Origin of the sequence: Prevotella sp. E15-22, assembly GCF_023204875.1 — a bacterium.
GTDB lineage: Bacteria > Bacteroidota > Bacteroidia > Bacteroidales > Bacteroidaceae > Prevotella.
The window spans coordinates 368,337-392,005 of the sequence record NZ_CP096247.1; the positions used below are offsets into that span (position 1 = coordinate 368,337).

The following is a 23,669-nucleotide window of genomic DNA, read 5'->3' on the forward strand; positions in this document are numbered from 1 at the left end:
TAAAACATGGGTGGGCAGGCATACAGCGGTATGCTTGCCCACCTTCTTTGTTACGTATTGAAAAGAAAATGAGACGTGATAATGTGTACGTTTTACAATTTTCTTTGTAACTTTGCAGCAGTTTTTAAAAACCTAACAAAATTATGAGAAAATTACTAGCTATGTTATTTGTTACCTGTGCCGCCATGGGAATGTGGGCGCAGGGTGTAAAGCCTTTACCTTCTCTCCACGTGGAAGGTAAGTGGTTGGTGGACACTCACGGAAATCACGTGGTTCTTCATGGTGTGATGGACACACCGAGTATGTGGTTCAACAGCAATCGTTGGACAGGTGGTTATAACACTACTGGTGCTACGAATTGTAAGGCTTACTTCAAGAAACTGTTTGATGGCTTGGAGCAGGCTAAATGTAATGTATTCCGTTTGCATCTGGACCCTGCTTGGACCAATGACAACAGTTACACGTATCAGACAGCCGTTAACCAGGATACCAAGTGGACCGGTGAGGCCGACATACACCATTTCAATCCAAGTAGATTAACCAGTTTCCTAAAAACACTTTATGTCCCTCTGATGCTTGACGCCATCAAGCATGGCATGTATGTGGTTGTTCGCCCTCCCGGCGTTTGTCCTGGCGAGATTAAGGTGGGCGACTACTATCAGAAGTATCTGCTTCAGGTGTGGGATCTGGTAACCCAGAACGACTCTATCCGTAAGTATGCTGGTCAGATTAGCATTGAGTTGGCCAACGAGCCTGTGAGTGTGAAGAACTCTCAGGGTGCTGACAGTAAGATGGCCTTGCGCGATTTCTTCCAGCCAGTTTACGATAAGATTCGTGCCAATGGCTTCACGGGTATTGTCTGGATTCCCGGTGCAGGCTGGCAGTCTGGCTATTCTGATTATAAAACCTATCCCATCTTGGGTTATAACATCGGTTATGCCGTTCACGACTATGATGGCTGGTATGGTATGGCTGACAAAGATTGGCAGGCAAAGGACGTTGCAGCCCGTACGCAGGCTAAGATAACTCAGTTCCACAACCAGGTGCCTGTGGTAGACACCAACCCGGTTATTGTCACTGAGATTGACTGGAGTCCTAAGAAGCCTGGTTCGGGTCACTATAACGAGCACGGCGAATGGGTTGAGTCAAACTACGGCACATGGGCTACAGGTCGTACCTCTGTTTGGGGGCAGGTGACCAAGAATGTGTACGATTATTATGGCAATATCTCAATGACCCTTTCCGGCACAGCTTGTCTTATTGATATCGATACGCTGATTAGCAAGAAGAAGGTGGTGCCCGCCTTTGGTGGTTTGGAAGAGGCTTGCGGTAAGGCCTGCATGGACTGGTATGCAGAGTACTACAATCAGAACTATCCCAAGGCCGACTTTACCAGTGTTCCTGTGAGCGATTTTGGTCGTCAGTATCAGAACCCCATTGTTCGTGCCGACTTTCCCGATCCCGATGTGATTCGTGTGGGCGACACTTACTACATGGTTTCAACCACGATGCACCACTTCCCTGGTGCCACCATCCTGAAGTCGCAAGACTTGGTGAACTGGGAATACTGCGCACAGCCGCTGAAGCAGTTGGGTGGTGATGCCGGCTATAAACTGTTGAACGAAAAGAATGCTTATGGCTCAGGCATGTGGGCCTGCTCAATGAAGTACCATAACGGTAAGTTCCATATTCTTATTAATGAGAAACGTCCTATTGACGGTTGGAACTTGAATGGTTATCTGCTTACGGCTACCAACCCCGAGGGTGAGTGGACAATGAAGAAGCTGTCGCGTAGCTATTACGACCCAGGTATGCTCTTCGATAATGGTAAGGTATATGTGGCTCAAGGTATTGGCAACATTTCTGTCTGTGAGCTTGACGAGAACTTTAACTTTAAGAAGGAACAGACCGTCATTCAGAATAAAGATGGTCTTGAAGGTAGCCATTTCTACAAGAAAGGCGATTATTACTACATCTATGCTACCTATGGTGGATGGCCTAGTGGTCAGGCGGCGTTCCGCTCAAAGAGTCCCTTTGGTCCTTATGAGGAAAAAATGGTGGTTGAGAAGACATATAACAACATCCCCAACACCATCCATCAGGGCGCTCTCGTTGAGGATGTCAACGGCAAATGGTGGACCGTCATGCAGGAAGACCTGGGTGCACTGGGACGTATGCCCAACCTGCAGCCTGTGGCATGGAAGAATGACTGGCCAGTGGTTGGCAATACCTCAGGCGCTCCTTACAAGTCTTTTGATGCCAAGATTCTGAAGCCAACGGCTGTTGGCAACACCCGCGTAAAGCGTCTGCCCACAACCGATGCTTTCCGTACCTATCCTCTTGGCATGCAGTGGGAGTGGAACCACCTGCCTTGCGACACCGCATGGAGTTTGATGGAACGTGCTGGTTGGTTGCGAATCAAGACTTCGAATGTCACCATGAAATTGTCTCAGGCTCGCAATATGCTCACCCAGCGTATTTTTGCTGTGAAGAATGAATATACTAACGGTACAATCCGTTTGGATGTCCGCCATCTGACTGAGGGCGACCGTGCAGGAATCTGTATCCTGCAGGATCCTTACGGCATGATCTGTGTTGAGAAGAAAAATGGCGCCTATCAGTTGCTGTGGCAGAAAGAGAAGGTGCGCGACGCTGGTACCGACTTCACGCCTGCAGAGAAGACACAGGCCATTGAGTTGCCCGATAGCATTATCTACCTGCGTGCTTCTATCAAGTTTGAGGAGAACAAGGCTAAGTTCTATTATTCTCTGGACAACAAGACATGGAAGTCGTTTGGTGGTGACACACCTCAGAGCTTTAACCTCTCGGTGTTTGTAGGTGCACGCTTCGGCTTGTTCTGCTATGCTACACAGGCTAAGGGCGGTTATGCTGACTTCGATTGGTTCTCAACCGAGAAGAAATTTGATGAGGAGGAATTGTTCCCTGCAGAGTTTGAGGCTCCTGCCGCTCAGCATTTTGAGGTGAAGACCCTCTCCCAGACACCCACAACACTTGAGACAATGGTAGGCGAGAAGGCTGTTCCCTCTCTCACGGCTACCTTCGCAGATAAGCATACTGAACTTGTTAACAACTATGCAACCTTCGTTCCAGAGGAGTCAGGCATCGTTGAGTTCTATGATGGCCAGATGCTGGGCGTTGGTCAGGGCAGCACCAATGTGAATGCCATCTATACCGATGTGTTGGGTAATCAGATTGAGAAGAAGTTCGTTGCTAAGTCAGGCTACTTCCCCTTCGATACCCGGTATGTAAGAAACGACTTGGTAAGTACGGGTACTTATAAGAACAACTCAACCTCGGCAGTGTTCAAGTTCGTTAAGCCAACGGGCAACAGTACGTGGACCTATAGCGAGATGGGTTGGACATATCGTGCAGATGTCGATATGACTGGCTATAAGTATCTCGTTATTGAGCTGATGTCTGCACAGAGTGCTGGCGCTAATCTGAACATCTACACCACTGAGAATCTGAAGGGTGCTTGCTACTCTTCACCGCAGTTCAGCACCAAAGATACTGAGATTGTCTTCGACCTGGATACCTGTAAGTACACTTCTACAACCAATAAGGGCAAGAATCTGGATCGCAAGAAGGTGCGCATGGTGACCTTCAAGGGCACGGTCTCGGGTAAGATGCTCACCGTTAAGAATATGTTCTTGAGTAACGACGAGAAGTACAATACCACCGGCATCACCACGCTGACCAACGATGTGGTTGAGCAGCGCAAGGGCGTGTTCGACCTCCAAGGCCGTCGCATGGAGCGCCCCACCAAGCCTGGTATGTATATTATTAATGGTAGAAAAGTCATTATTAAGTAATCATTTTAAATAGAATAGTTATGTACCGTAAGCTTTTAACATTTCTGTTGGCTCTGCTGCTAAGCGGCAATGCCATGGCTGTGATTAAGAACCCTATGTTGTGGGCAGATGTTCCCGATCCCGATGTCATCCGTGTGGGCGACACGTTCTATCTGGTATCTACCACCATGCACTTGATGCCTGGTGCTCCTGTGATGGCGTCTAAGGACCTTCAGAACTGGGAGACCGTGGGTTATATCTTCGACAAACTGACAGACTCGCCTAAATACGACCTGTCGTTCTCTTTGCCATTGGACCAACAGAAAGGTGAAGGCGTTGGTACGGTTTATGGCCGTGGTCAGTGGGCCACCTCATTGAAATATCATGATGGTAAGTTCTGGGCGCTTTTGGCTCCCAACGAGGCAGGTGCCATGGGCGATACCTATATCTTCACGGCCCCGAAGGCAGAAGGTCCCTGGACCATTCATTCTCGTCTGCGTCACTTCCATGATGCCACGTTGTTCTTCGACACAGACGGCACTCCCTACGTGTTCTTCGGAACAGGCGAGATGTGTCAGCTGACCCGCGACCTGAAGGGCGTGGTGGAAGGCTCATTGCGTCATTACTTCCAGCGTGAGGCCGACGAGCGCGGTCTGCTGGAGGGAACGCGTGTCATCAAGCATAATGGTACATATTATGCTATGCTCATCAGTCAGTCGTACGGCCCTGGTCAGCACCGCCGCGAGGTGTGCTATCGCACCAAGGACCTGAATGGCAAATGGGAGAAGAACGTTATCCTGCAGAGTGACTTTGGAGGCTTCTCGTATTTGGCACAGGGTACCATTGTTGACACCGAGGAAGGCGACTGGTATGGCATCATGTTCCAAGATCGTGGTGGCGTGGGTCGCGTCTTGACACTGAGTCCTGTCCGTTGGCTCGATGGTTGGCCTATGCTGGGTGATGAGTATAATAAGGTGCCCGAGGTGATGCGCCCCTATAAGAGCGGTCAGCCCGAGGCTGCCATTGTGAAGAGCGACGACTTCTCTGCCGAGAAGCTGGGGCTGCACTGGCAGTGGAATCACAATCCCGTTGACAATGCCTGGAGTCTGAAGGAGCGTCCTGGCTATCTCCGCCTGAAGACCAGTCGTGTGGTGCCCAACCTCTATCTGGCTCCCAACACCCTGACGCAGCGCATGGAGGGTCCTACCTGCAGCGGCTATATCTGTATGGACCTCTCAAAGATGAAGGATGGCGACTGTGCCGGTCTGGCAGCCTTTAACGGCGATTCAGGTGTGCTGACCATCAAAAAGCAGGGTAAGAAACTGGTGCTACAGATGAGTGAGCAGAAGGTGAGTCTTACCGACCGCGAGAAGGCCGTGACCAAGGTTGAGGAGAAACTCGTTGAGAGTGTTGAACTGAAACAGAACAAGATATGGCTGCGCTTGGATGGCGACTTCCAGCCCCGTCATGGCGATGCTGCCAACTTCTATTATAGTCTTGATGGCGAGCAGTGGACAAAGATTGGCACTGAGAATTATCGCATGCAGTTCGACTACCGTCGTTTCTTCATGGGTACCAAGTTCGGCATCTTCAACTATGCCACAAAGAAGGTTGGTGGCTATGTTGATGTAGACGAGTTCCGCTATTCAAAGACCGAGAAATAATAAAAATCCAACTGAGACTTAAAGATATGAATATTAAAAGAATGACATTGGCCATCATGGCCATGAGCTGTCTGGCATCTATGCAGGCAGCCGAGAAGATTACAAGTCCCGACGGAAAGCTGACCGTCATTGTTGATAATGAGAACGGTTCGCCTACCTATCAGGTAAGCGTTGGCGATGTGGTGTTCGTCGAGAAGTCACCTCTGGGTCTGAAACTCAACTTTGAGGACCTGACGAAGGGACTGACATTGAAGGAGTGTAAGGTGAATTCTGTGAAGGAGACCTACGACCTGAAAACCATCAAACAGAGTCATGTGACCTATGAAGCTAACGTGGCTGTTTGTCAGTTTGAGAAAGGCTCTACCAAGATGGACATCATCTTCAGTGTGAGCAACCGTGACGTAGCTTATCGTTATAAGCTCTATCCTCGTCGTGCCCGTGGTGGCGAGACACTGGCTGCTATCGTCGAGAGCGAGGCCAGCAGCTTCGTGCTGCCCGAGGGTACAACCACTTTCCTCTGCCCACAGTCAACCCCAATGGGCGGTTTTGCCCGCACCTCTCCCAGTTACGAGACCTCTTATACCCTCGACGATGCCATGGGAAAGAACGGTTGGGGACAGGGTTATTCGTTCCCTTGTCTGTTTAAGAATGGTGATAAGGGCTGGGTGCTGATTTCAGAGACTGGTACCGATGGCAACTATGTTGCTTGTCGTCTACTCAATGATGGTGGCGCACGCTATAAGATTGGTTTCCCTCAACAGGGCGAGATGAACGGCTGGGGCACCACAAATGCGGCTGTCAGTCTGCCTGCTGAGACCCCTTGGCGCACCATCACCGTGGGTACAACGCTGAAGAACATCGTTGAGACCACCGTTCCCTTTGATCTCGTAAAGCCCAAGTATGCCCCCAGTCGCAACTACACCTATGGTGCCGGCTCTTGGTCATGGATCATTGGTATGGACTCTAGTTGTAACTTCGACGAACAGAAGCGCTATATTGACTTCTCTGCTGCTATGGGCTATCGTTCAGTGTTGATTGATGCCTTGTGGGACAAGCAGATTGGCTACGAGAAGATGGCCGAGCTCTCACGCTATGCACAGTCGAAAGGCGTTGGTATCTTCCTGTGGTATAACTCTAATGGCTCTTGGAACGATGCACCTCAGTCACCTCTCAATAAGATGAACCGCTCTGCTGCCCGTCGTCAGGAGATGAAGTGGATGCAGGAGAATGGTATCTTGGGTATCAAGGTCGACTTCTTCGGTGGCGATAAGCAGGCCATGATGCAGCTCTACGAGGACATTCTCACCGATGCCAACGACTTCGGCATCCAGTGTATCTTCCATGGTTGCACCCTGCCTCGTGGCTGGGAGCGTATGTATCCTAACTATGTAGCCAGTGAGGCTGTCCTGGCATCAGAGAACCTGCACTTTGGTCAGGGTTCTTGCGATGCTGAGGCTCAGAATGGCTGTATCCATCCGTTCATCCGCAACACTGTGGGTTCAATGGACTTTGGCGGCTCTACGCTGAACAAATATTATAATGCCGACAACCAGCATGGCACACACCGTGTAACTAGCGATGTCTATGCCTTGGCTGCTGCCGTTCTGTTCCAAAGCAGTGTACAGCACTTTGCTATGGCTCCCAACAACCTGACCGATGCTCCTGCCTGGGCTGTCGACTTCATGAGGAAGGTGCCCACCACATGGGACGAGGTGAAGTTCATCGATGGCTATCCTGGTAAGTATGTCATCCTGGCCCGTCGCTCTGGCGACAAGTGGTTCGTCGTTGGTGCCAATGCCGAAGCTCAGCCTTTGAAGAAGACCATCTCTCTGCCAATGTTCGAGAAAGGTGCAGCGTTGAAGGTATATAGCGACGATGCTCAGTTGAACGGAAGCGTGAAGACCATCAAGCAGAACAAGAAGCAGCAGCTAGCTGTCACCATTCCTTGCAATGGTGGTATCGTGGTCACCTTGTAATGCTTGCATTCTGACCATTAAGCATTAACATAAAAAATCATACAGATGAGACGATTGTTTTATCTCTGTCTAGCAACCTTGCTTGCCATCCCATCGATGGCAGGCGAGGTTGTTTTTTGTAATGGCACACTCAGTGTACGACAAGTAGCTCGCAATGCTGTGAGAATACAGTATTGGGAGCAGAAAGCAAGTTCAGACCTGCCCGATTGGCTCTACGTGAAGAATGAGGAGGTAAGCAGTAGCGACGTGACGGTCGATGTGGATGAAGCACGTCAGACGGTCACGGTAAAGAACCGTCAGGGAACCCCCGTATTCACAGCCACTCTTCACCAGATGAAGGGTAGGGAGGCCACGTTGGCATTCCTTTCCGACAAGGATGAGCATCTCTATGGCTTGGGACAGTTTCAGGATGGTTATAGTAATCTGCGTGGCTTGTCTCGCCGATTGACACAGGTAAACACGCAAATCAGCATCCCCATGCTTTTGTCGAGCAAGGGCTATGGCGTGTTGTGGAATAACTATGGCCTTGTTGACTTCAATCCCTGCGACCATCAGGTGAAGATGAACCTTTTAGATGAGGCTGGTCAAACCGAGGTCGTCAACGTCACCACCACAGAGGGTGGCCGACGTGAGGTGCGCCAGCGTAATATCTACGAGGCAACCATCGACATTGCTGAGGATGGCAACTATTCATTGCTACTCGATGTGGGTCAGCAGATGGCCCGCCGTCACAATCTCTCTATTGATGGGCAGAACGTCATCGAGATGCAGAACATGTGGCTCCCCCCAACAGCCTCTGCCATCGTTCCGTTGAAGGCCGGCCGTCATGTGATGAGGGCCGAACTCTCTCGTGGTGATGCTCCTGTCATATATTATAATAAGGTGAAGGACGAGACCGTGTTCCGTTCACCTGTGGCCTCCGCCGTCGATTACACCGTGTTCGTGGGTACGCCCGACGAGATTATTGCCGGTTATCGCGAGTTGACAGGCGAGGCACCCTTGATGCCCCGTTGGGCACTGGGCTATATCCACTGCCGTGAACGTTTCCATTCGTCTGACGAGATTCTGCAGACGGCTAACCGCTTCCGCAGTGAGCAGTTGCCTGTCGACGTGTTGGTGCAAGACTGGCAGTACTGGGGTAAATATGGTTGGAACGCCATGCGTTTCGACGAGGACCATTACCCCGATCCCAAGGCCCTGACAGACAGTCTGCATGCCATGAACATGCGACTGATGGTCAGTGTCTGGTCAAAGATTGACAAGAACTCAGAGGTTGGCAAGCAGATGCTGGCCGATGACTATTATATTCCTGGAACCGACTGGATAGACTTCTTTAATCCTGAGGCCGCTGCTGCCTATTGGAAGAACTTTTCTTCTCGTTTGGTTCCCCTGGGCATTGATGCCTGGTGGCAGGACGCCACCGAACCCGAGAACGACGATCTGATGGGACGCCGTGTCAACAATGGTAAGTGGGCTGGCGAGGACGTCAGAAACATCTATCCGTTGTTGGTGAACAAGACCGTCTATGAAGGTCTTTACAATGAGACAAACCAACGCCCAATGATCCTCACACGCTGCGCCTTCCCTGGCATCCAGCGCTATGGCTCGGCCATGTGGAGTGGTGATGTGGGTAACGACTGGGAGACCTTCCGTCGTCAGATAACGGCAGGTCTTGGCATGCAGGCCGCAGGTATCCCCTGGTGGACCTACGATGCCGGCGGCTTCTTCCGTCCTGGTAACCAATACACAGACAAAGCCTATATCGAGCGTATGCTGCGTTGGATAGAGACCAGTGTCTTCCTGCCTTTGATGCGTGTACACGGCTATATGAGTAACACCGAGCCCTGGAACTATGGTGCCGAGGCGCAAAAGGCTATTGGTCGTGCCCTGAACGAGCGCTATCGCCTGCTGCCCTATATCTATAGTCATGCGGCAGCGATTGCTTCCGACGGCTCTACCTTGATGCGTCCGCTGGTCTTCGACTTCGCCCATGACGCCAAGGCCCTTGACCAGAAGTACGAGTATATGTTCGGAAAGTCACTGCTCGTCAGTCCGGTTACAGAACCAGGCGTAACCTCATGGCAGACCTATCTCCCTGTGAATGAGGGCGGTTGGTACGACTATTATACTGGTCGTCACTATGATGGCGGTCAGACAATTACCACCGCTGTCGCTGCCGACTATATCCCAGTGTTTGTGCGTGCAGGCAGCATCATCCCTGTCAAGGACGATGAAGTGCTGCTCTATCCTGGCGTCAACGGCACCTTCACCCTTTACGAGGACGACGGTGTGAGTCGTGCCTACGAGAAAGGCCAGAGCTCGCGCATCACCTTCCAGTGGAACGATGCACAGCGCCAGCTCACCATTGCCAAGCGCGTGGGTAAGTACCAGAACATGCCTGCCCGCCGCACCTTCAAGATCACACTCCCTGGCGGTCAGCAAACATCTGTTGCTTATCAGGGCAAGAAAACAGCCAAGAACTTTTGAGAAAACCATCTTACGATATGTACATGAAACCTCATTTACTAACCCTGGTCTTAACCCTCTGTGCAGGCATGTCAGCCTCGGCACAGACCTATCCTTATCAGAACCCCAACCTCAGTGCCCGTGAGCGCGCTGTAGATCTGTGTTCTCGTCTGACATTGGATGAAAAGGCCAAGCTGATGCTTGATGAGAGTCCCGCTATTCCCCGTCTGGGCATCAAGAAGTTCTTTTGGTGGAGCGAGGCCCTGCATGGTGCAGCCAATATGGGTAATGTCACCGTATTCCCAGAGCCCATTGCTATGGCCTCTTCCTTCAATCCTGCTCAGGTATACAAGTGCTTTGATGTGGCCTCCACCGAGTTTCGTGCCCAGTATAATGAACGCATGCAGCGTGGCAGTGGCGAAGACGAGAAGTTTCATAGTCTCTCTGTGTGGACACCAAACGTCAACATCTTCCGCGACCCACGATGGGGCAGGGGACAGGAGACCTATGGCGAGGACCCCTATCTCACCAGCGTGATGGGTGTGCAGGTGGTAAAAGGCCTGCAGGGACCTGAGGATGCCAAGTATCGCAAGTTGTGGGCCTGTGCCAAGCACTATGCTGTGCACAGCGGTCCAGAATATACGCGCCATTCTGCAAACCTCACCAACGTGTCGCCTCGCGACATGTGGGAGACCTATATGCCAGCTTTCAAGACACTGGTTCAGGATGCCAAGGTGCGCGAGGTGATGTGCGCCTATCAGCGCCTCGACGACGACCCCTGCTGTGGCAGTCAGCGCCTCCTTCAAACCATCCTTCGCGATGAGTGGGGCTTTGAGTATCTCGTGGTGAGCGACTGTGGTGCCGTGAGCGACTTCTATGAGTCACATAAGTCATCCTCCGATGCCACCCATGCCTCTGCCAAGGCCACCATTGCCGGCACCGATGTGGAGTGTGGCTATGGTTATGCCTATCGCAGTATCCCTGAGGCTGTGAAGCGTGGTCTCATCACCGAGGCCGAGGTCGACAAGCACGTCGTCCGTTTGCTGGAGGGCCGTTTCGACCTGGGCGAGATGGACGACCCCTCGTTGGTGGAATGGTCAAAGATTCCCTATTCGGCCATGTCAACCAAGGCTTCCGCTAATATCTCTCTCGATATGGCTCGCCAGAGTATCGTGCTCTTGCAGAACAACAATAACATCCTGCCTTTACAGAAGGGAAAGGAGAAGATTGCCGTCATTGGTCCCAATGCCGACAACACGCCTATGATGTGGGGCAACTATAACGGTCAGCCCAACCACACCATCACTATTCTCGACGGCATCAAGAGCAAGACAAAGAAGTTCTTCTATGCTCAGGGCTGCGACCTCACCTACGACAAGGTGTTGGAGAGCCTCTTGGCCACCCAGTGCAGTTTTGAGGGAAAGAAAGGCATGAAGGGCACCTTCTGGAACAACCGCCGTATGGAGGGTAAGCCCGTCACCACCCAGTATTATACCCAGCCTCTGGCCGTCACCACCTTCGGCATGCACAACTTTGCCCCTGGTGTTCAGCTTGAGGATTTCTCGGCTAAGTACGAGACCGACTTCAAGCCTAGTGAGGCAGGCGAATATGTGATTAACGTGGATGGCTGCGGCCAGTTCGAACTTTACCTCGATGGCAAACGCCAGTTTCACCATCGCATCTGGCGCACCACGCCCAACCATATTGTCATCCAGGCCGAGAAGGGAAAGACCTATCATGTTGAGGTGCGTTTCTCGCATGTTCAGACCTACAACGCCAACTTAGCTATCAACATCGCCAAGGAATATCCCATTGACTATCAGACCGTCATCAACCAGTTGAAGGGCATCGATAAGGTGGTCTTCGTGGGTGGCATCTCGGCTGCCCTCGAGGGCGAGGAGATGCCCGTTGACATCGACGGCTTCAAGGGCGGCGACCGTACCCATATCGAGTTGCCCGCTGTCCAGCGCAACTTCCTCAAGGCCTTGAAGGATGCTGGCAAACACGTTATCTTCGTCAACTGTTCTGGCTCATGTATTGCCTTGGAGCCAGAGACCAAGACCTGCGATGCCATTGTTCAGGCCTGGTATCCTGGACAAGAAGGTGGTACAGCCGTGGCCGACGTGCTCTTTGGCGACTATAACCCTGGTGGTAAACTCCCCGTCACGTTCTATAAGAACAGTAAGCAGTTGCCCGACTATGAGGACTATTCAATGAAAGGCCGTACCTATCGCTATTTCGATGATGCCCTCTTCCCCTTTGGTTATGGACTGAGCTACACCACTTTCGAGGTGAGTCCTGTAAACAGCGATGCTTTCGTCGTGAACGATAAGGATGATGTAAAGGTGAACGTGAAGGTGAAGAACACAGGCCGTCGCGATGGCGCTGAGGTTGTGCAGGTCTATATCCGCAATCTGCAGGATGCCGAAGGTCCGCTGAAGAGTCTCCGTGCCTTCCAGCGCGTTGATGTGAAGGCTGGACAGTCACAGACCGTCACCCTCTCGCTCAATCGTCAGAGTTTTGAGTTCTGGGATGCTGAGACCAACACCATGCGCGTAAAGCCTGGTCAGTACGAGATTCTCGTGGGCACCAGCTCGTCAAACAAAGATTTGAAGAAACAAATAATTAAAGTCCAATAACAATAATGAAAAAACTCTTTTTATCACTTTCGTTGCTGGCAGGCTTGAATGCCTCAGCACAGAATCCCTTCGTGCAGTCCTGGTGCACCAGCGACCCTGCACCTATGGTACACAATGGCACCATGTATGTCTATACAGGTCATGATGAGGACGGTGCCGACTTCTTCTGGATGCAGGAGTGGCGCGTCTATTCTACCACCGATATGGTGAACTGGACCGACCACGGTTCACCCCTGGCCTTGGAGTCGTTCTCTTGGGCCGACGACCGTGCCTGGGCCTCACAGACCATCGAGCGCGATGGCAAGTTCTATTGGTATATCTGCGCCCACAGCAAACTCTCTGGCGGCATGGCCATTGGCGTGGCAGTGAGCGATTCGCCCACAGGTCCCTTCAAGGATGCCATCGGAAAGCCCCTCTTCGAGAACGGCTCTTGGGATCATATCGACCCCACCGTGATGATCGACGACGATGGTCAGGCCTGGCTCCTGTGGGGTAACCCTCAGGTTTACTATCTCAAGCTCAATCGCGATATGATCTCTTATAGTGGCGAGCTGGGTCGTGTGGATATGACCGAGGAAGGCTTTGGCGCACCCTCTATGGACAAGCGCGAGAAGGGCAAGAAATACAAGGATAACTACACTGAAGGTCCTTGGATCAGAAAGGTCGACCAGAAAAAATATAAGGTTGACAAGAAGAAGGTGTATCAGTTGCTCTATGCCGCTGGTGGCGTGCCAGAGCACATCTCTTACAGCACGGCTCCCACGCCCGTTGGCCCTTGGACTTATGCTGGCGAGATTATGCCACTGTGCGAGACCAAATCATTCACCAACCACTGTGGTGTGGCCGACTATAAAGGACATTCTTATTTCTTCTATCACACAGGTAAGTTGCCCAATGGTGGTGGCTTTGGCCGCAGTGTGGCTGTAGAGGAGTTCAAGTATAATGCCGATGGCTCTTTCCCCACCATTATGCCTACCGACGAGGGTGTGAAGCCCCTTGCCACCTTCAATCCCTACGTGAAGGTGCAGGCCGAGACGATGGCTTTCTCAAAGGGCGTGAAGACAGAGCAGAACGATGAGGTTGGCGTTTATGTGACTGAGATTCACAATGGCGACTTCATCAAACTCCAGAACGTGAAGTTCGACGGCAACGTTGCCAAGCAGTTCACGGCACGTGTGGCCACAGGTCTGCGTGGTGGTCAGATCGAGGTGCGTCTCGACGATGTGAAGGGCGACCTCATTGCCCGTCTCGAGGTGCCTGCTACTGGCGGTTGGGAGAAGTGGCAGACCCTTTCTGCCGATATCACTAAGAATGTTACTGGCACCCACGACCTCTACTTCGTGTTCACTGGTCGCAAGGGTCCCAAGCTCTTCAACTTCGACTGGTGGCAGATCAATGGTCAGTATCAGTCGCTCGTTGTCGAGGATGGCGGCCTGGGTCAGTATAAGGCCATCATGAAGGAGGAAGCCTCACTGAAGGCCCACACCATCTTCGTGCCTCAAGACCTCTCTGCCTTCAACGAGAAGAATCCCCTGCCTGTGCTCGTATGGGGCAATGGTGCCTGCACCAACTCACCTTGGGAGCACTTCAAGTTCCTCAACGAGATTGCTTCTCATGGCTATCTCGTGCTCGCCACAGGCTATATCCCCATGGAGGAGAAAGCCTACAATGGTCCCATGTCAACCACTGAGCAGCAGATCGAGTCTATCGACTGGGCCATTGCTCAGAATGCCGACCCCAACTCGCCCTACTACAAGAAGATCGACGTGAAGAATATCTGCGTCTCTGGCATGTCGTGTGGCGGCTTGCAGACCCTCTATAACTGTGCCGATCCTCGCATCAAGACCCTGATGATCTGCAACAGCGGCCTCTTCAAGGAGACCAACCGTGCTCAGGCTGTGGGTGGCATGCCCATGCCCGATAAGTCAAAGCTCAAGGACATCCACACCAGCATCATCTATATCCTTGGTGGCAAGACGGACATCGCCTACGAGAACGGTATGGACGACTTCCATCAGATTAAACACGTGCCCTGCTGTGCCACCAACTTCCCCGTTGGTCATGGCGGCACCTATCGTCAGCCCCATGGTGGCGAGTTCACCGTTGTGGCCCTCAACTGGCTCAACTGGCAGCTGAAAGGCGACAAGGAGTCGGCTAAGATGTTCAAGGGCAAGGACTGCCTGCTGTCAAAGCGCTCAGGCTGGACCATCGAGAAAAACGCTAAATTCAACAAACTAAAATAACAACTTAACATGAACAAGAAACTCATCTCTGCAGCTATGCTCGCTGCTGTCATGGCACAGCCTGCCATGGCGCAACAGCAGGACCACAAAGACCCCATGCCCGACCTCAACAAGGTCAATATGCCACTCTTCCAGACCAAGTACACGGCCGACCCCTCACCCATCGTGGTGGGCGACACCCTGTTCCTCTTTACCTCGCACGATGCCTCGCCTGAGGATATCCCTGATGAGAACGAGAAGAACTCAGCTGGCTTCTTTATGTACGACTGGCTTCTGTGGTCAACCACCGATATGGCCAACTGGACCGAGCATGGTGCTGTCTGCTCTTTGAAGGAGTTCGAGTGGCGCAGTCGCGACAACGGTGCCTGGGCCATCCAGACCGTCGAGCGCAATGGCAAGTACTACCTCTACGCTCCCCTTCATGGTCATGGCATTGGCGTGCTCGTGGCCGACTCGCCTTATGGTCCTTTCAAGGATCCCCTTGGCAAGCCCCTCGTATGGCAGAAGGAGCACTGGGATGATATCGATCCCTCTGTCTTTGTCGACGACGATGGCCAGGCCTATATGTACTGGGGCAACCCCCATGTCTATTGCATCAAGTTGAACGAGGACATGATCTCTACCTCTGGCGACATCTTCGTGCTCAACCCTGCCGACGGTGTGATGCGTCCTGTCAAGGAGGAAGGTGCCAAGATCAACCTGCGCATCCCTGGTTCGCAGAAGGCCAACTGGAAGGTGAAGAACTATCAGGAAGGTCCTTGGTTCTATAAGCGCAACGGCAAGTACTACCTAGCCTATGCCACCACCTGCTGTCCTGAGGCTCTGGGCTATGCCATGAGCGACAAACCCATGGGTCCGTGGGAGTGGAAGGGCTATATCATGCGCCCCACTGAGCGCGACCGTGGCAACCATCCTGGTATCTGCGACTATAAGGGTCGCTCTTATATCTTTGGTCAGGACTACGACCTGATGCACCTCGACAGCTATATCCATCACGAGCGTCGCAGTGTGAGTGCCAGCGAGATCAACTACCTTGTTGACGGCACCATCCCTGAGATTCCCTACTGGCTCGACGAGAAGCCCATGCAGCAGCTCCACTGGCTCAACCCCTATCAGCGTGTTGAGGCCGAGACCATGGCTTGGGGCAAGGGTCTGAAGAGTGCCAAGATGGGCATCCCCAATACAGGTGTCATCAAGGATATGCCTGCTTCCACGGGTAAGCGCAACATGTATATCTACGACATCGACAATGGCGAGTATATCCGTTTGCGTGGTGTCGACTTTGGCGCTGGCGCCAAGCAGTTCAGCATCGCTGCTTCAGCCACTGGCTCGTGCACCGTCACCCTGCGTCTCGACTCAGAGAACGGTCCTGTCATCGGCACTGTGAAGATTGGTGTCACTGGCTCGCTCGACACCTATAAGTCGTTCGCCACCAAGATCAAGGGCGCCAACAGCGTGCACGACTTCTACCTCTGCTTTGGCGATGTGAATGGTGAGGTACACTTGGATTACTGGATTTTCAAATAACTTACTTATTTTATAACTAACAAAACGATGAAACTGAAAACCTTAATTCTCTCTGCAGCACTCTTGATGATGCTGCCGAGTGGTGTGTCTGCCCAGAAGAAGACAGCCGCCAAGAAAAAGGCTGCCACTGAGAAAGTGGCCCAGCCCGATCCTAATTTCTACATCTTCCTGTGTTTCGGACAGTCGAACATGGAAGGCAACGCGCGTCCTGAGGCCGTCGACCTGGAGAGCCCAGGTCCTCGCTTCCAGCTGATGCCTGCTGTCGACTTCCCTGCCACTGCTCAGCGTGCTGCACGCACCAAGGGCGAGTGGTGCGAGGCCTCTGCTCCTCTGTGTCGTCCCAACACTGGCTTGACGCCTGCCGACTGGTTCGGCCGCACCCTGGTGGCTTCTCTGCCAGAGAACATCAAGATTGGCGTTATCCATGTGGCCATTGGTGGCATCGACATCAAGGGCTTCCTGCCCGACAGCATTCCCAACTATGTCGAGAAGAAGGCTCCAGGTTGGATGAAGGGCATGCTCGCTGCCTACGACAATGACCCCTATAAGGCCCTCGTCACCCTGGCTAAGAAGGCTCAGAAGGATGGCGTCATCAAAGGCATCCTGATGCATCAGGGCGAGACCAATACTGGTGATCCCAAGTGGGCTGGCATGGTGAAGCAGGTGTACGAGAATCTCTGTGGCGACCTGCAATTGAAGCCTGAGGAGGTGAACCTCTACGTAGGCAACATCGTTCAGGCCGAGGGTAAGGGCGTGTGCATCGGCTGCAAGAAGCAGATCGACGAACTGCCCCAGACCATCCACACCTGTCAGGTCATCTCTTCTGATAAGTGCACCAACGGTCCTGACCGCCTGCACTTCGATGCTGCTGGCTATCGCGAGCTGGGTTGCCGCTATGGCGAGGCTGTGGCCCGTCATCTTGGCTTCGAGCCCAAGCGCCCCAAGAACATGCCTGTGGCCATCAAGAAGATCAACGTGCCTGCCGATGCTGCCACTGCCGAGAACGCCATCCCTGGCAACGAGTTCCCCAAGGTTGACAAGCAGCACCGTGCCTACTTCCGCATCCAGGCTCCTCAGGCCAAGAAGGTGGTGGTCGACATCTGCAGCAAGAAGTACGATATGGAGCCTCAGGGCAACGGCGTCTTCATGGCTGTCACCGATCCCCTGCCTGTGGGCTTCCACTATTATTTCCTCAGCATCGATGGTGTTAACTTCATTGATCCTGCCTCTGAGACCTACTTCGGTTGCAACCGTGAGTGTGGTGGTCTTGAGGTGCCCGAGGGTCCAGAGGGCGACTACTACCGTCCTCAGCAGGGCGTTGCTCATGGTCAGGTGCGCAGCATCTACTACCACAGTCCCAACTCTAAGTTTGGTGAGTGGCGCCATGCCTTGGTTTACACGCCTGCAGAGTATGAGCTGACCAAGAACGCCAAGAAGCGCTATCCTGTGCTCTATCTGCAGCACGGCATGGGCGAGGGCGAGACCAGCTGGATGCTTCAGGGTAAGATGCAGCACATCATGGACAACGCCATTGCCAGCGGCGAGGCTGTGCCTATGCTCGTGGTCATGGAGAGTGGCGACATCAAGCAGCCCTTCGGCGGTGGCAACAACAGTGCTGGCCGCAGCGAGTATGGTGCTTCTTTCTATCCTGTGCTCTTGAACGACCTCATCCCCTATATCGATGCTAACTTCCGTACCAAGGCCGACCGCGAGAACCGTGCCATGGCAGGTCTCTCTTGGGGTGGTCACCAGACCTTCGACGTGGTGCTCCAGAACCTCGATAAGTTTGCGTGGATGGGTACCTTCAGTGGTGCCATCTTCGGTCTCGACGTGAAGACTGCCTACAACGGCGTCTTTGCTGATGCCGATGCCTTCAACAAGAAGATCCACTACATGTATATGAACTGGGGTACAGACGACTTCATCAATAGCCAGTCTATTGTCGACGGTCTCCGTCAGCTGGGCATCAAGGTCGACTCATCCGTGTCTCAGGGCACTGGTCATGAGTTCCTCACCTGGCGTCGTGGACTCCATGAGTTCATTCCTCACATTTTTAAGAAGTAAATCCTGTAGAGTTGTAAAGAAATACTGCTAAAAAACAGGGTTCTGAAAAAACTCAATCTAGAACGAAAAAAGGGGGCTTTTGCTCCCTTTTTTCATACCCCTATCGATTTCACCATGCAACGGAGGCTGTTTTACGATGCAACTCATGCTGTTTTACCATGCAAAACAGCCTCCGTTGCAGTGTAACTCAGGCTCCGTTACAACCTAAACGAATATTCGATTGAGTTCTAAATCTTTACACTTTTCGGACCAATTTCGTAAGTCTCTCATTTTCAACCGTTTACAAACTCTCTCATATTTCGCCTGTACGCACAGAAAAAATTTTTGGCTCAGAATTTTTAAATCTCAGAGGCGCTATTGTCAGAAAAGTTCAAAGAATCACGTACAGATACTATGGACGACTCGCATTTTTCTTATTTTCGAAATTAACTGTATGATGGCGTTTGTTTAAACATTGTTAATTATTTATCATTTATAGGTGAATTACTTGGAAGAAAGCAGATAAAATTCTATATTTGCAACATAATTCTTAGCCATATGTTTAACTAAATATCAATTATATGAACCGACTTTTTATTTTCGTAGTGTTATCAACTATGGTTTTGGTTAACGCCAATGCCCAGTTAAAAGTTAATTCAAATGGCAATGTGAAAGTTGCTTCGTCTTCGTCAGATTTCAGCCCTCGCCTTTCTGTAGGAAATAACTGCTACTATTCAGGCTATGCCAGTAGTTTTGGCGTTGCGGCCACACCACTTGTAAGAGACAATCATAATAATATTGGTGTTGAGGGTTATGTCAATGCCAATCAGTCGTTCTCATCTGAAAGAAACTTTGGCATGCTAGGAATGACAACGATAAACCTCAACCACGGCAAGAACTATGGTGTTGCAGGATTTCTTGATTTCAGTCCGTCATCCTTAAACAATGGTGGGGGTGCAGGAATATACGCAACAAACTACCAATACCTTTATGCCTATCCTGATAATATTCCTGGAATCTATGCAGCATATATTCATGGTGAGACAAACTTGGATGGAGTGACCATCGCACGAGAGATATACACCCCTGCAGACGACAGGATTAGTCGTAATGCAGAAGCGATGGAGACAAGAAGTAGTGATGATAACAACACACTAGATAATCTGCTTAAGCTGAATGTTAGGGAGTATTATGTGAAAGACCAACAAACGGCAAGAGCTGCTGCAAACACAACGGATATGTCAAATGAGATTAGGCAGGCTTATGAGTATATGAAGAAAGATGAAGAGAAAATGAACTCCCGTCGCCGCTATGGTGTTTCTGCTCAACAGCTACAGAAGGTCTATCCTAGTTTAGTGATGGAAGGACAGGATGGTTATCTATATGTGAACTATACTGAGCTTGTACCATTGCTTCTTCGCTCTATACAGGAATTGAAAAGTGAGTTGGATGAAGTGAAAGGAAATGGTAGGTATGCAAAACAAAAGAACTTAGAGAAAATAGAAGTTAATTCGAATATAATAGAAGATGACGTAGAAAAAAGAGCCACATCGATTATTGTACCTCTTAATTTAAACGGTCAGCAGATAGGTGTTAAGCGAGTAAAATAATGTAAAGGAGTCTCAGATATGGATAAATATAAGAACAACAGATTCTATACATTGTTATTTACAGTTTTCTTGCTCTCCTGTTTTGAGAATGTATTTTCTCAGAAATGGATTTGCTTTACTGAGAATAATACGAAGATTCCCGTGGAAAAGGAAATTGTTATTGACAATGAAGATTCTTATAAGATACATATTATTCTTAATGGCATATATGACAATTGCCAAACAAACAAATATGGTACTTTCCATAGTTTAACCTTTGGAGAATATGGATTTCTTGCGGAAGAGGGCCATCCTGAACTACCGACTATGTCGCAATTGATTGCTATTCCACCAGGAACAAAGCCTTCTATATCTATAGAAGAGAATACATGGACAGGAATCAGTATCGGAAGAATTTTCCCTGTTCAAAAGCAATATTATGATGAATCTGCCACGAAAGAATTTCTCATAGATTATGCTGCTTATAAGAGGGATTTTCTTCCTGAGTTATATCACCATAGTCAGGAAATGTCATGGCGTGGAATAAAAAACATGAGTGTCCAGATATGTCCATTTAAGTATTATCCCCAAAATGATAGTTTATACATATTGACAGATTTCTATTTAAAGGTTGATTTTCGGAAGAATACAAGCACAAGAAATGTTCTTTATAGAGAAACAAACCATTTTGGACTATTTGAGAATTCAGTTTATGTTGAAAAAAAAGGGAGTTTACACGATTCTAAAAGTGATAATTATGATTATCTTATTGTTCTTGGAAACAATAATCTTTATGGTGAATGGTTGAAGGAGTTTAGACGATGGAAGGCATATAAGGGCTTAAAAACTAAGGTAATTCTATCAGATTCGAAGTCTTTTATCAAGGATTATATAACTTCAGCTTATAGAAATAATGGCTTAAAATATGTTCTTTTGGTTGGCGATACACGAATGATTCCTCCTCAATCATTCTTATATTATGACGATAATGGAAAACATCATTATTACGAAAGCGATTACTGGTATGGCTGTGTGGATGGTGAAAATGACGTTCAACAAGATGTTGCTATAGCACGCTTTCCAGTTAGCGAATTGACGCCGTATAACGATTTTATTAAGATGATAATTAAAACCATCAGATATGAATCTTGGAAGAATCTGGATTATAAGGCATTATTAATCTCTCATAGCTATCCAGAGTATACATCTTGTTGTGATTCGATTTATAATTACACTTACTCAGAGCCTCTGCCATTTGTTAAGTTGTATGGAGATAATAATACAATTAGAAATGTAGATATAAACAATGGAATCAATCAGGGGGCACATATAATTAATTATCGAGGACATGCTTCTAATAACTATTGGGGATCTCCAAATTGGAATAGTTCTAACGAAACATACTTAGAGTCAGAGATTCATAATATTCATTCAAACACAAACGCGGTATTCTTCTCTATCGCCTGTTACACCGGAAGTATTCATCTTGACTCGTGTATGCTGAAAACATTTTTGCGTGCTCCTGGGGGTGCAGTGTCGTTTCTAGGGTCAAGTAGACCGTCAAAAACAGGTGAAAACTCGTTGTTTAATAAATTATTGTATCGGAATCTACTTGATAGTATGAGCTATAATTTGGGTAATGTGGTTATGAGGTCATCTATAAATAACATTCAAATAAGTTGCAATAAGGAACGAGCAATTGGTAATGTCTTTTCATATATTAATGGCGGTGATCCATCGCTGGAATTGTGGACGGATTTACCTCAATCGTTTGGTGACGTTAGATTGTTGGAGGAAAACAATAATTTAATAATTGTGACACAGAGTAATAACTATAGCGTTTCTGTGGTTAGTGAAGATGGTGATCTTATTGGTTTGTATTCCGCTGGATCTGCTAATTCATGTACGTTTCCTCGCCCCTTGGGAAATTTTTATATTGGCGTAAACAAACATAATTATATTCCGCATGTTATATACTATAATGTCGACAAGGGTATTATACAAAACGAGACAATTAATGTTGACTCATATTATCATCATACACCAATAATGATTGGTGATGGTGTGTCTATGGATATAATGTCAGGACCAGTAATCGTAAAAAAGGGAACCAAACTAATAATAACTAATAGGTCCGAAGGTGTTAAAATTGATACTGGATTCGAATGCGAAAAGGGGGCTATATTAGAAATAAAATAGAGAATGTTTATTAATTCTAAAATGGACAGACAATGAAGAAATCTTTTATTTTATTAGTTGTTTTTTTAAAGACTCTTTTCGTTTTTTCGCAGGAAAGAGAGTTCTTTGAGTATACAATAAACAAGACGTTAGAAGGTTTTGTGGCTTGCAATCCGATAGACCCCACCCAAGCGCAAAATGTTGCAACGATACGAATGAATGCATGGGAGTTTGCATATCATATTTTTGACGGAGACTCCATTGTGCGGATATGTTTTAAGGGCTACAATCCTGGTGGGGCGATTAATCGTCACGTGACTGTGAAGCTAGAGGACCGCTATGACAGATATGTTCATACCATTTTTGATGGAGACTGTACTATCCCACATGGCGGATCAGCAGAGAAGAGTATCGTCTTGTTAGACTTGAAACTTCCTAAAGCATATTTGGCATCAGGCGGTCATACTGACTCTTTTGTCTTTGAGAGCTATGGCGATGTGTCACAAGATTCTGTTTATTTTGAGGCCTATCGCTTCTCTTCTACCTCGTCATTTTATGATCCATATCCCATTGTAACTGTCTCGTCAGAGGTGAAAGATCTAACAGGTATCATCAGGAATCAAGATGGACAACCTGTGGTAGGTGCACAGATTTGTTTAACAAACGATAGGGATACATTCTGTGTAGAGACGGATGCCAATGGACAATATACCAAGAGAATTCGTAAGATGATATGGCTGGATGCTCGTATCAAGGCTTTAGGATGCGCTCCTTTCTTTGATTATAAGTTTTGGAATCGAGGTGTCAGCATTCGTGGGGAGGCTACTGCGGATGCCGTTTTAACAGATGTCGTTCACTACAAGGCAGGACAGATGGCCAGTATTATTCTGCCTTCAATCCCAGATCTGTCGTCTGGACGATACTACAAACTTGCGCGACGTGAAGATACAAAAGATGGTAATCAACGGATAGCGAATCTTTATTTTGTTCAAGAGGAGAATCCTCAGGCCAACATGCCTTATGTTATTTTCCCCAAGCACGATTTCGACATCGTGGTTTCTGATTATGATATTGAGTCATTGCCAGACGAAGTTCCTTTCAGACTATCCTATCTTTCTTGGAACTCTCAAGAAAAGACCACGAGTATCATTGGCTCTTTCTCGAATAAGCCTCTGTATGCTGATTCGGAGGAGCAGCACTTGTTTTATATTGACGAAAGCAGTCCTGATAATTGCCAGAATGGTTTTCCTGAGAATCTGTCGGAAGGACGTTCTGCTGCTTTTCGTTGTTATATCAGAGAGGCAGAAAGGAACTGCAAACTCTTTTTCGAAGATGTTAATTCTATAAACGAAGTAGAGGCAGATGCAAAAATACATTCTGATAAACTCTATGACCTCCAGGGCCGTTATGTTCAAGGCTTGCCCAAGCATGGGGTGTATATCCAGAATGGGAGGAAGGTGATGAAATAAGAAACAAAACGAAAGAGGCATTTCTACTTGCTTCTTTCGTTTTGTTTTAGACATTTTGTTCAA

Annotated in this window: 11 protein-coding genes; all 11 read left to right on the forward strand. The window is 49.1% G+C overall.

All coding sequences use genetic code 11. The features are described from left to right. The first annotated feature begins 143 nt into the window (after window positions 1-143). Entirely contained in the window at window positions 144-3,833 is a 3,690-nt protein-coding gene (locus tag M1D30_RS01440; RefSeq protein WP_248505494.1) for a family 43 glycosylhydrolase, read from the forward strand. Window positions 3,834-3,853: 20 nt separating this feature from the next. Then, entirely contained in the window at window positions 3,854-5,476 is a 1,623-nt protein-coding gene (locus M1D30_RS01445) for a glycoside hydrolase 43 family protein (RefSeq protein WP_371874146.1), read from the forward strand. Window positions 5,477-5,502: 26 nt separating this feature from the next. After that, complete coding sequence (locus M1D30_RS01450; protein WP_248505496.1) at window positions 5,503-7,452, forward strand: glycoside hydrolase family 97 protein; 1,950 nt, start codon at window positions 5,503-5,505, stop codon at window positions 7,450-7,452. A gap of 45 nt (window positions 7,453-7,497) precedes the next feature. After that, on the forward strand, window positions 7,498-9,939 hold the full coding sequence (locus M1D30_RS01455; RefSeq protein WP_248505498.1) for a TIM-barrel domain-containing protein: 2,442 nt from the start codon (window positions 7,498-7,500) through the stop codon (window positions 9,937-9,939). A 17-nt stretch (window positions 9,940-9,956) separates the two neighbouring features. Beyond that, the gene (xyl3A, locus tag M1D30_RS01460; protein ID WP_371874147.1) at window positions 9,957-12,557 is read left to right on the forward strand and encodes a xylan 1,4-beta-xylosidase; all 2,601 of its coding nucleotides are present in this window, start codon (window positions 9,957-9,959) and stop codon (window positions 12,555-12,557) included. A 5-nt stretch (window positions 12,558-12,562) separates the two neighbouring features. After that, on the forward strand, window positions 12,563-14,800 hold the full coding sequence (locus tag M1D30_RS01465) for a glycoside hydrolase family 43 protein (RefSeq protein ID WP_248505500.1): 2,238 nt from the start codon (window positions 12,563-12,565) through the stop codon (window positions 14,798-14,800). A gap of 66 nt (window positions 14,801-14,866) precedes the next feature. Further along, window positions 14,867-16,327, forward strand: coding sequence for a family 43 glycosylhydrolase (locus M1D30_RS01470; RefSeq protein ID WP_248507689.1), 1,461 nt, complete (start codon window positions 14,867-14,869; stop codon window positions 16,325-16,327). 27 nt (window positions 16,328-16,354) lie between these two features. Beyond that, entirely contained in the window at window positions 16,355-18,391 is a 2,037-nt protein-coding gene (locus tag M1D30_RS01475) for a bifunctional carbohydrate acetyl esterase/feruloyl esterase (RefSeq protein ID WP_248505502.1), read from the forward strand. A gap of 560 nt (window positions 18,392-18,951) precedes the next feature. Next, window positions 18,952-19,980, forward strand: coding sequence for a tail fiber domain-containing protein (locus M1D30_RS01480; RefSeq protein WP_248505504.1), 1,029 nt, complete (start codon window positions 18,952-18,954; stop codon window positions 19,978-19,980). A gap of 18 nt (window positions 19,981-19,998) precedes the next feature. Further along, entirely contained in the window at window positions 19,999-22,158 is a 2,160-nt protein-coding gene (locus M1D30_RS01485; protein WP_248505507.1) for a C25 family cysteine peptidase, read from the forward strand. 242 nt (window positions 22,159-22,400) lie between these two features. Continuing rightward, window positions 22,401-23,606: a carboxypeptidase-like regulatory domain-containing protein gene (locus tag M1D30_RS01490; protein WP_248505510.1), complete on the forward strand. Its 1,206-nt coding sequence runs from the start codon at window positions 22,401-22,403 to the stop codon at window positions 23,604-23,606. Window positions 23,607-23,669: the final 63 nt, after the last annotated feature.